Raw genomic sequence first — 10,921 nt, forward strand, 5'->3', positions numbered from 1 at the left:
GAGACCTCGTTTGTTGTCTAGCACCTTCAAACTAATGGTCAGCGCCCTTTACCGCAAGTCCTAACCGATTCGCGGCGTGGATATTCTTTGTCTGTGTGACAAAAAACATGACCTACACGCCCATAACGCCGTTCAGGCGACCGATAGATGCTGCCGATTTGCAGCGACAACAGGCTCCTCAGCCCGACATGCCGCCCCAGGGGGTCAACAAATGGGAGGTGCTGCGCGAATTGGGCGTGGCCCGGTCTCATCTGGGGGTGACCGACCGTGAACTGGTGGTGCTTCAAGCGCTTCTCAGCTTCCATCCCGGCACCATCCTGGGCGGCAACAGTGCCGATCTGGTGGTCCACCCGTCCAATGCGTCGATCTGTGAGCGGCTCAACGGCATGGCCTGTTCCACCATGCGGCGGCATCTGGCGGGGCTCGTTCGGGCGGGGTTGATTACCCGGCGCGACAGCCCCAACGGCAAGCGCTACGCCCGGCGCTACGGCGATGAGAAAGAGGCGTTTGGCTTTGATCTGAGCCCCCTGCCCCGCCGGTTTGCCGAAATCTGCGCCGCGGCCGAAGCCATCCGCGCCGAAGAGCAGGCCTACAAGCGCCTGCGCCAGACTGTCAGCCTCATGCGGCGCGATCTGGCGGGGTTGGTAGCCTACGGGGCGGAATGCGCGCCACACCCTCTCTGGGCGCGCCTGACGGGCTGTGTGGCTGCTGTAGCACGGGACCTGCGCCGCAAGCTGTCCTTGCCTGATCTAGTCGAATTAGAGACTGTTTTGCTCGAAGGCTTGACAGAGGCACGGGGTATAATAGAGCCTAATACTAAAGATATGAGCACCAATGACGCTCACTCTCAGCATCACTATCAAAATTCAAATACAGATCCCCATGATCTTGAACCTTGCTTCGAAAAAGCAGGGGTTGAGGTTGGTCCTAATCCGGAAATGTCCGAACCGGTTCAGACCGACGGGAACCTCCCTACCCTGCCCCTCGGCCTCGTGAAGGCCGCGTGCCCGGAGGTACAGACCTACAGCCCCGATAAAATACGCCATTGGCACGACCTCGTGCGGGCTGCGCATATCGTGCGTCCCATGATGGGTATCTCACCCTCCGCCTGGGAGGACGCTCAACAGGCGATGGGACCGGAAAACGCTGCAGTGGTGCTCGCCGCCATGCTTGAAAGGATCGAGGAGATCCAGTCACCAGGCGGCTATCTGCGCGCCCTCACCCGCAAGGCCGATGCGGGGATGTTCTCCTGCGGCCCCATGATCATGGCATTGATGCGAAAGGAGGCGGCCTAGTGATGTATGGGCGTATCCGGTAGTGCCCCCTGCCCTATCACTTCAAAGGTGGGCTGGTGAGGCTCTGCGCTTTGCTCCTGCGGTCGGCTTCGTCTTCGGGCGGTATTCGGCAGCATGCTCCGCGAACGCAAATGGCTGTTCCTGTCGATTGGCATCGATCAATCGGCAGTCATCCCAGATGGCTGCTTCATGCTCACTTGGGACCACGGTCGTCACTCTTCCCATGAAAATGAAGTCGCCTCGAAGGTTGACTGAAAAGCGCGGTACACGTGAGGAGGTTCACTGCGTTCATCCATCTTGCCTGACAATCCCTTGATCATAGGTCACAATGATACACTAGGTGCATAGCATACCGACGCTGCGCAAAGTGGCTTAGATCTGTCAGGATCAGCTTTCTTTGCAAGGCAACCGTGCCGGAAGTCAGACGTGGCAAACGCGTAAACAGCCTTCGTGGTTTGGTCGGTCGGGTCGTCCACGGCTACACTTGCGTTTAGTCATCTAACAGCCGTATCTGTGTGGCCCCTGCTCTCTTGCGGTATGCAGTTACAGCGACATATTGCGGTTGTATTTGTTAGCATGCCGAAGCTGGCGAGACCTCGGCGGCAGACGCCAACGTCTAAAGTTCACAACTGTGAACATCAAGTCAACACAGCGTCCGATGCCCTGTTCACAACTGTGAACCGCAGCATCTACCGTTAGCCTGGCCATGATCACAATTTCAAGTTCTAAACGCCATCTCCGATCCCAACAGATGTCTTGCCAGTTGACGCATCCATATAGTTGACGATCAGTAGCGCGACCAGCTCAGACATCGGAAGCGACTTGGATCTTCGGCTAGTCAGCGCGGAGGCAATCTACTAAGGTATTCCCAGCACTTTGCCGCAAAGTCGTCACATGCCTGCATAATCGCGCAAAAACCAGAGAGAGAGGATACGATTTCTAAAGTCGGCCTCACTGCCAACTTGAGCTGCTTTGTCAGAATATGGGGTCCGCCGTGGCGAAAATTGTCCCGGTTCGAAGCCAACGCAATGAATGTTTGATAGTTTGGGCTCGTACCATCTCACTGCAAACCGTTGCAATAGATCATGCTGTCGGTCCCATAGCATTTTATCGTTGGTCTTTCGCCGAAAACCCGGACAATATCTGGCGCCCGGGATATGCCAACTTCAGCCCAGTGAAGGTTCCCAGGATAGCTCTTCCGCGATTTTCTCGCCTTACGTTACTGCCCTTTACAGTCCGGCGGCTTTGGTCAGGTTGATTCTGAACCGGTCCCTGCGGCGTTGGTAACGCCGGGTCATCTCGGCGGAGGCGTGGCCGAGGTGCTTCTGGACGTATCGCTCGTCGATCTCGGCGCTGGATGCGAGACCTGCACGCAAGGAATGGCCCGCAAAAAACCTTACACGGTCGGCGTCCGGCAGCTTTGCAAGGGTCGGGCGATCCAGGCCGACCCCGGTTTCCAGAACCAACCGCTTGACCAGCCGGGCGACATGTTTGTCCGACAACCGCTCAGCCCCTACCCCAGAGTTGTCTCGGAACACCCGTCGAAATACCGGTCCGGCGTCGATTTTGGCAAAGTGAAGCCATTGTTCGAGCGCATGAACCGGACAGGTTTGTTCGGTAGATCCGCGGCCGATTTCAACCTCGCGCCATCCGGTTTTGCCTCGGATATACAGGACGACACCGCCGTCGAGAATGTCGATCCAGCCGCGGTTGCTGTCGGTGTCGTCTTTGCCGACATCCAATCCGACGATTTCTGCGCGACGCAGCCCACCGGAATAGCCAATGAGCAGGATGGCACGGTCGCGCAGGTCACGCAGTGAGAATGACAGGGCGTCGATCATTTTAAGGAGATCGTCGATCAGCACTGCTTCTTTCGATGCAGGTGGTTTGGCCTGCCGACGCTTGATCCCGGCCCAGACCGACGCGATGTGCGGGTCCCTTGTGTCGAGTGTCAGTCCGCGAGTCCGGTAGCTTGCTGCAAGCCCCGCGAGGCGGCGTTCGATGGTGCTGACAGATAGGGCAGGGGAGCTGTCCTGTGGTTTGGCACAATCAGCGATGTAGAGCCCGACGATAGCAGGGGATGGAACCAAAGCATCGATACCTTTGCGCCGACACCAGCGGGCAAAGTGTTTCCAGTCCGCCTGGTAGGCCTTGGTGGTGTTTTCCGCCGTGGCAGACGCAGCGTAGTCACGCGCCGGCTCGACGAGCCGGTCGAGGGAGCCGGATCCCGCGACATGATCGGGGAGGATCGTAGTGTCACTTTTGCACCCGTTGGCACTGGCGGTTTCACCAGTGTCGATCTCCAGCGAGTTATCAGTAGAAGGCGCGTTAGAAGAAGCACTCTCGTCGTATTGGGCACCAATCAGCGGACTGCGGAATGCAGAGGACAAACTCTCGGTCTGACGCGCGTCAGAAATCTGGGTTTTGGCGTCGTTTTTTGCTGGACTGCTCATGTCACTCTTGTTTTTAAGTTATTGATAATATGAGGGTCATTTCCCCACTTGGTGTCTCGATTTTAGTTGCATTATCGGACATTGGGTAGTGTTTTCTCGGGCTTGAGCACGGTCGATCGTTTGGACATCACCGATGCGGATGATCGCATTTCGGAACGGTCGGTTTAGCGGGAAGTCGTAATCCGTCGGCCGGTCAATGAGGCCCGTATCCTGCACCCTGATTTCCTCGCAGCGTGCGAGGAGTTGGGCGTCAGACGTTCCCGCTTCCGTGAGTTGATCCGGGTCAGCAGCGTGCTCTTGCTTATCAGTTCGCTCCCGAGATCTGCGGTCGGAACCCACTCCAGAAGCCGTCGCCTGTCAAGTGTGGTCGGGGCTGCGCTGTCTGAGGCGATCAGGGGGTCTTCAGGTCGCCGCAAAGACCCAGCATCAACGCACCCTGCATAAGAAATTCTGCAGGCGCTGTCGGTTTCACTGGTCACCAGACTTTGCTAACCGACGCGTAGCTCGCGAAGCGGTTCGAGGCATTTTGCGTCCGGCCCTTGCCGAACCATGCTGTCTTTGCTGGCCTTTTGTAGATGTTCGAGCGCATTCGGCTCCCGCGCCGCGCCTTCGATCTGACGAGTGCCGGGCCGAGTGCCTGTATCCACACACTCATCCCGGCGTGATTGAACATATCTTTGGCCTGATCGAGACCGCAGCGGCAGACACGTTCCGAATGGTCAAGGAAAGGCTCGATGTGGAGAGCTTTGGCGATGAGCTGGTGCTGCCGCGGGTATCGGTGCCCCAGACGGCCAGGAGACGCTAACAGCGTGCGCTGCAGCTGGTTGTGGCATGACGGCATCGACGGGCCCCCAGGTTGTGCCACGTCTTCCTCGAGACGAACTCCTGTTTTCTGGAATGGTGCGGATTGCCGTCCGTTACGGCTCGCCGATCTGGGGTTTGACCACGTGGCGCGCGGGGCAGGGGAGGGGAGTGCGGCCGCATCGCTTCTTCAACGACTTCGCCCTCGATCCCGATCTCCTCTGGCTTTGGGCACAGGCTGACGGGATCAATCCAACGCGGCTTGCTTCCTTTCGTCAGCATCCCACTATCCCGATCGCGTCCCCGAATGGATCTTGGGGCGGCCCGGGAGGCTCGCCTGCCGTGCTTGCTTCGACGAAGATCAGTCTGTTGGTCGTGACAGCTGCATTTGACCAGCATGGAGGCGCGCAGGTGTGAGGTGCGAGCGGCTGTTGGCAAGGTTACGCGGTCTAAGAACCTGCCCCTGCGCTGTTGGGGGTGCTGGTCTTGATCATTCTGGGAGACCTCTTCGGCGCGAAGCTTGATTTTGATGCTGAGATGCCTGAGGCGATGCGTTGGCTGTTGAGCAGAGCCGTGCCTGCTCTTCAAAACCGGGGGCGTCGGTCGCCCAATCAGAAGAAGAAACCTTCGTTGACTGCACTGCGGGGTGTGTCCAGAGATCAAGCAAGAGCCCAGTCCGCCGGTCGAGTGGTAATTGCGCACGCGAGAGCGCGTGTTCGGATGGATCCTCCCCGGAAACCACACAGACACTGGACGTTTCTGATCTCGCCTCATTTATATCCGATAAGGCAAACTTATTGGACATGATAAAAACCGGCAGGGTGGGGCGGTTTGCACATCATATTGTGGACGAAAGCGCCGTCGTGGGATAGTCTTGTGGCATGACCTACCAGCCTGGCGATATCTCTGACGACCTAAGCAACCTACCCAAACTCCCGGGCTGGGTCACCTCCGGGCGTGCCGAAACCCCTGAAGATGTGGCGTTTTTGTCAGGCGCGGCGCTGAGCCAACTGCATCTTGTGCTTTACCGGGAGGACGTGCCCCAGACTTTGCTTCGGGCGCGGCTGGCGTTGCGCGCGGCAGACGTGTGCGTAACGCACCAAGGACGGCCAGAACGGGCTTCAGAGTTACGCGATGCAGTGACCTTCCTGCAGCCGGGTGACAGTCCCGGCCCCGCTGGGGAGGTTTACCTGTCCTTGCGACGGGCTATCGAAAGACCTGTGTCAGTCAAGGCGCTTCACCGCGCGTTGCCTGATCTTCAGCCGGAGCAGATTGCGACCTGGCTCGACGCGGGGCAGGGGGCGCCGATCCCGCGCGCCGCAGCCGTGTTGCAAGCCGTGATGGAGGATCGGCCGCGCGACCCAACGTCCGCGTTGATTTTGGCTGATGCGGTTTTGGCCCAGGCCCTTGGGTGGAGCCATATGATGCCGGTCCTGGCACTCGGTCTCAAGCGGGCCGATCTGCGGAAGACTGGCGACGACCTGCGGTTGGCCTGTCATAGGGCGATTGTGTCGGCAGCGACCGAGGCGGTACGAGAGGCGGCCGACTTGTCCCGGCGCGCTGAGCGGCTCCGGGCCGTCGCGCCGAAGCTCCGGGCGAAGGGATCCGATGAGGCCGTCGCGCTGTTCCTGAGCCGCGACGCGATAGCACCGATGGCGCTGACTTCGCTCCGGTCCGACCGCGCCGCGCGGCGGTTTTGCGACCGGCTGGTGGAGCTCGACGCCGTGCGCGAGTTGACCGGGCGCGACACGTTCCGGCTGTACGGAATCTGAGCGATGGCGAAGGATCACACTGATCAGGCGCTGGATCGGGAGCTGGAGGGCCTGCCTGCCGATCTGCGTTGGCGGGAATGGATGCGCCGGATTGAGGCGGTGTTGCTCGCTTCGGCGTCGCCGGTCTCGCGTGCGGACCTGGCCCGGGTGGTAGGGCAGGGCGTATCGGTTGACCTCCTCATCGCGGACCTGATCGCCGATCTGGACGGGCGGTCGTTTGAAGTTGCAACGGTTGCGGACGGATGGATGCTGCGGACACGGCCGGCCTATGCCGTGGCGATCCGGACGGCGGCGGATGTGGGCGAGCAGCACCTCGACCTCCGAGAGTTCGACGTCGCGGTCCTGGCCGCCATTGCCTACCATCAGCCGATTACGCGGGACGGGCTCAAGGACATCTTTGGCAAGGAGATCAGCCGGGACCTGATCGGGCGGCTGCATGCGCGCGGTTTGATCGGGACCGGGCCACGATCCCCACGGCGCGGGGCCCCCTACACTTATGTCACTACAGAACAGTTTCTGGTAGCCTTCGATCTGGAGACGCTCCAGGACCTGCCGGATCAGGAGCAGCTGGAAGATGCGGGTGTGATCGGAAGCTGTTAAGCAACCATCATTCCGGTTTCGCAGGTGCAGGCTCAACGGTTTCATTCGAGAAAACGTGTGCGTGGGTGAGTGCTGCGGCACGTACGACCCGCACTAATAGCCGTTCAAGTTCGAGTTGATTGCTGATTTGGAGAGCGTGATGTACGGCGCCTCGAATTCGGGCAGCCAAGATCAAGTCCGCTGCAATCTCACTGGCTCCTCCCTCTGCGCCGAGCGCATTGATATCTTCCAGCAGGTCTTCTGGCGGCTTACCCTGCTCCAGCAATTTCTTTTTCTTCTTCAGGAGGCGGCCAACATCAGTTCCCTCCCAGAGACCGCGAAACATGTGCGCGAGTTGGGCCCCTTGCCCACCCATGGCGCGCACTGCTTGCTCTACTGCAACAGACATTCCTTGAAGGTCACTGTGCATACCCGCAAGCCGGGAATTTCCGTACTCGAAGGCGTGTCTTTCGAATGATCGCAGGCGGTGAAAGATGGCGTCTTGGTGCGAGGCTTGAAGGAATTCGCCAAACCTCCGCAACTGCTCGTCCGTCAGATCCGGTGACTTAAGTGTTTGAACAAGGCGGTTGATCTGTTCTTTCGCCCAATCCGGCCATATGACCTCGAGGGTGCGTTGGCCACCGCCGCCCTGAAAGCCAACGAGTTCGTTTGTTTCATCGAACGTCATATCATGTCGGATTTGGAGCAGGCGTACGCCTTCCGCGAGGAAGATCTTATAGGCATCAGCTGCGATTGGCCTTCCTTCGTGCGCCCACTCATGCCAGCGCCCCGCCAGAAATTTGCTGCATGCCAAAAGGTGGTCTTTGCCGACCGAGAAACGGCTGAGTGCTTCGCCGGCAACCGAAAGCCGGATTTCATCTCTCGCGGCGACCTGTTCGTCGGTAAGAACGATCCGTCCGCCGCCCGAGCCTTGAAGCAGCCTGAAGGTCCGGTCGCGTTCTTCTTCGCGTGCCCATTCTATCGCGTCGAGCCCTGCCTGATATCGCTCAAAATCTCTAAGCGCTCTTACAGGCGCAAACGCTTCTGTTGCGCGTCCGCCTGGCCATCGCTTGCTGCGGATATCTTCATGCACCCGTCGTGCGATGTCTTCGTCCGCCATGTTGATCCGAATATGAACTCCCATGTCTGCAAGTTCGATGGCGGTCAGCAACTGCCAGCTTGAATAGAAATCCAGGACATTGTCACTGTCATGAAGGTCGGGCTGAGCGTCGCTCGAAACACGGACTCGGCGCTCTCTGTGCGGCACGAACGTCTGTTGCTCTGGCCTTTTGAGAAATTCTGACCATTCGGGCTTTGGTGCGTCAAAGGGATGATTGTCACCCTTCAGACTTCTCATCCCTGCATCTTGCAGAGCATTCCAAAGGTCTGCCGCTGCGTCCATTCGGGGGCCATCGGGCTCAACCGGATCATGTAGTTCTGGCCCTTCTCTTCGGCGAGTTTCCTGCCAAATCCGTCGTGCAATTGGATCTGGCCAGTGAAGGCGCATGCGTGGTCGAAGAAGCCCCAGTTCTTCAAGGCTTTCCAGCAGTGAGGCGCCAGCGTACCCTCCACGAAAGGCTTTCAGCTTTCCCAGATCGGATGCAAATGACGACGCTCTTATGTAGCGACCGACAGATATGCGCGCTCTGTAATCCATGACTGTTTGCCTCGTTGGTGTTTGTCACTCTCCAGCAGTAAGGTTCGTTGCAATCTATATGCAACGTATACCTCGAACGGCTGACTTATTCCGGGATTTCAGTAGGTTAATCGTTTCACTCACGGCGTACCAGTTGCGATGTACATCAGCCGCTAAAATCGTTGCAAAGTACCTGAAACGAAAATTTGCTATAACGGAAAATATATGTATAACAATGCGATAATCGCTTCACGCACCTAGAAAATCGTTTCATGGCCCGTTTAAAGCAAGACATCCTCGATTTTGTCTCCGGAAACCCCAGAGCAGGGCGCGATGCAATCCGCAAAGGTGCGGCAAAAGATGTAAGTGAAACGACCGTTTGGCGCGCGCTCAAGAGGCTCGTTGAAGAAGGTCGTCTCGAGGTATCTGGCAAAGGAAGGGCGACGGGTTATCAGCTTGCAGGCTCGGCGGTCGTGCGCGCCCATCTTACCGTGCCGTACAACAGGCGTCCACCGATCTCCCACAAGCCTGAGTTCCTGGACGCCTACGTACCTGACAAGACTTGGTCCTTGTCGCAGGCTGACCGGGATCGAATGCTGGAGGCGGGACGGCCTCAAGGCGGTGCAATGCCAGCCGGCACGTATGCGCGGCGCATCCTCGAACAGCTTTTGGTCGACCTTAGTTGGGCGTCCTCGCGGATGGAGGGCAACACCTACGACATTCTGCAAACGGAGCGGCTTATCCGGTTCGGCGAGGAGGCCGAGGGCAAGGATCGCAAAGAAGCTTTGATGATCCTGAATCACAAAGAGGCCATCCAATATGTCGTGGATAACCTGGAAGAAGTCAGTCTCAGTCGCCCCGACCTCTTCGCAATCCATGCGCTCTTGTCCGATGGCCTGCTGGCTGATCCGGCAATGTCCGGACGTTTGCGAGCTATGCCTGTCGGGATTTCGCATTCGAGCTACAGGCCGCTTGATGACGCTGTTACCATCGAAGAGGAGTTTGATATCCTGCTTCAGAAAGCAGCGCTGATCACGGACCCTTTCGAGCAGTCATTCTTTTTGCTTGTGCATATTCCCTATTTGCAAGGATTTGCAGACATCAACAAGCGAACGTCCCGTGTTGCCTCCAACATTCCCCTGTTGAAGTCCGACCTTGCGCCAATGTCGTTCACAACGATGGATGACCGGGACTATATTAATGGATTGATTGGCATCTATGAACTAAATAACGTGTCCCTCTTTCGGGAAGTGTACATCGATGCTTACCTTGCTTCGGCGGAGAAGTACCGGATCCTCAGAGCAGAGGTAGAAAGCCCGCACAAAGCAGCGATTGCATACAGGGACTTTGTCCGTGCTGCAGTCAGACGAAGCGTTCTTGAGTTCAAGGGTTTTCGATACGATGACGTCATGATCATGGCGGCGGAGGCTGGTGTCCCCAAGGCTGATCAAGAGAGCGTAGTCGCATATGTGGCTGAGCAGCTAGCGGGTTTGCATGAAGGCAATGCTATTCGCTATCGTCTCAAGCCGGGCGATCTCACAGGTCTCACGCTTGCCTGATCTGCCTTCGCCCTCATTGATCTTAAGGGAAATGGGCAGCTTCAAACGCGACGCGAAAGCGGTGTTAATTTCGTCGAGCAGGGTCCCGCTACAGTGACCTCGGCGGCCTCCTGAAGATCTTGCAGGAGAGATTTGCGTATGCTGTCTGAAAGTTCGAGGTGTTCAAGCGTGTCGTTCCCTAAAACATCCATGTTCAGACCCGCGCTATGATTTGTTCAACAACAGGATGCATCCATGCCGGAACATGCCGGCTTTGCTTTGCAAGCTGCGCTCGATCCTTTGCGTCCAGCGCGCGAGCGATCTTGCTGATCACCTGATCGTCCACGCGGTCCTTACCGACATAGCGCAGTGCCTGGAAGACGGTGCCCGTTTTTGAACCGGCACCAACCAAGGTCTTCGGGGAAGCATTGCGGAATTGGAACACCTGCTGTCCGACCTTCTTGGTTCGTGTAGGTCCATTGGTCATGTAGGTTGGATTGGACGGGACCTGAGTGGACAGACATTCATCCCGCAGTCGGCCATTGAAGCTTTCTATAAATGCGTTTTGCATGGGCTTGCCGGGTGCGATGTAGTGCCACCCAACACCAGTATCTTGGCACCACCTCAGAACGGCATGAGATGTCATTTCTGTCCCATTATCGCTGACAATCATATCCGGCTGACCGCGCCTGCGGATCAAGTCATCCAGTTCGCGCGTCATGCGGGCACCTGACAGGGAACGGTCCACGACGGTCGCTAGCGCCTCACGGGTACAATCATCCACGATGCACAACACGCGGAACCGCTGGCCATCCTCAAAGGCGTCAGACACGAAGTCCAACGACCA

Annotated in this window: 9 protein-coding genes and 1 pseudogene; 5 read left to right on the plus strand and 5 right to left on the minus strand. The window is 57.8% G+C overall.

Annotation, left to right across the window (positions count from 1 at the left end):
* The first annotated feature begins 107 nt into the window (after positions 1-107).
* Entirely contained in the window at positions 108-1,295 is a 1,188-nt protein-coding gene (repC, locus tag Q1A53_RS19555) for a plasmid replication protein RepC (RefSeq protein ID WP_299969711.1), read from the plus strand.
* A 1,229-nt stretch (positions 1,296-2,524) separates the two neighbouring features.
* On the opposite strand, the gene Q1A53_RS19560 is transcribed toward repC, so the two are convergent.
* Complete coding sequence (locus Q1A53_RS19560) at positions 2,525-3,748, minus strand: tyrosine-type recombinase/integrase (RefSeq protein WP_299969714.1); 1,224 nt, start codon at positions 3,746-3,748, stop codon at positions 2,525-2,527.
* A gap of 661 nt (positions 3,749-4,409) precedes the next feature.
* Here Q1A53_RS19560 and Q1A53_RS19565 point away from each other — a divergent pair.
* From Q1A53_RS19565 to Q1A53_RS19575, 3 genes are all read left to right on the plus strand, one after another.
* Positions 4,410-4,553: a hypothetical protein gene (locus Q1A53_RS19565; protein ID WP_299969716.1), complete on the plus strand. Its 144-nt coding sequence runs from the start codon at positions 4,410-4,412 to the stop codon at positions 4,551-4,553.
* A gap of 877 nt (positions 4,554-5,430) precedes the next feature.
* Positions 5,431-6,321 carry a DUF1403 family protein gene (locus Q1A53_RS19570; protein ID WP_299969718.1) on the plus strand — a complete coding sequence of 297 codons (891 nt, stop codon included), beginning with the start codon at positions 5,431-5,433 and terminating at the stop codon, positions 6,319-6,321.
* Between the two features lie 3 nt (positions 6,322-6,324).
* Positions 6,325-6,921, plus strand: coding sequence for an SMC-Scp complex subunit ScpB (locus tag Q1A53_RS19575; RefSeq protein ID WP_299969722.1), 597 nt, complete (start codon positions 6,325-6,327; stop codon positions 6,919-6,921).
* Between the two features lie 7 nt (positions 6,922-6,928).
* Here Q1A53_RS19575 and Q1A53_RS19580 read toward each other — a convergent pair whose 3' ends face one another.
* Together Q1A53_RS19580 and Q1A53_RS19585 are read right to left on the minus strand one after the other, a co-directional pair.
* Positions 6,929-8,257 carry a hypothetical protein gene (locus Q1A53_RS19580; RefSeq protein WP_299969725.1) on the minus strand — a complete coding sequence of 443 codons (1,329 nt, stop codon included), beginning with the start codon at positions 8,255-8,257 and terminating at the stop codon, positions 6,929-6,931.
* Positions 8,254-8,472 (minus strand): hypothetical protein, encoded by a 219-nt coding sequence (locus Q1A53_RS19585; protein ID WP_299969728.1) that lies wholly within the window; start codon positions 8,470-8,472, stop codon positions 8,254-8,256. Before Q1A53_RS19585 ends, Q1A53_RS19580 begins: the two co-directional genes overlap by 4 nt.
* 336 nt (positions 8,473-8,808) lie before the next feature.
* Between Q1A53_RS19585 and Q1A53_RS19590 the strand changes: the two genes are divergently transcribed.
* Positions 8,809-10,095 (plus strand): Fic family protein, encoded by a 1,287-nt coding sequence (locus Q1A53_RS19590; RefSeq protein WP_299969731.1) that lies wholly within the window; start codon positions 8,809-8,811, stop codon positions 10,093-10,095.
* Between the two features lie 193 nt (positions 10,096-10,288).
* Here the strand turns inward: Q1A53_RS19590 and Q1A53_RS19595 are convergent, their stop codons facing one another.
* Entirely contained in the window at positions 10,289-10,609 is a 321-nt protein-coding gene (locus tag Q1A53_RS19595; RefSeq protein ID WP_299969744.1) for a DUF6088 family protein, read from the minus strand.
* A pseudogene (locus Q1A53_RS19600) lies at positions 10,592-10,921 on the minus strand (DDE-type integrase/transposase/recombinase); the annotation flags it as partial. The pseudogene Q1A53_RS19600 and the gene Q1A53_RS19595, both read right to left, overlap by 18 nt.

It is taken from the genome of uncultured Roseobacter sp., from assembly GCF_947496515.1.
GTDB lineage: Bacteria > Pseudomonadota > Alphaproteobacteria > Rhodobacterales > Rhodobacteraceae > Roseobacter.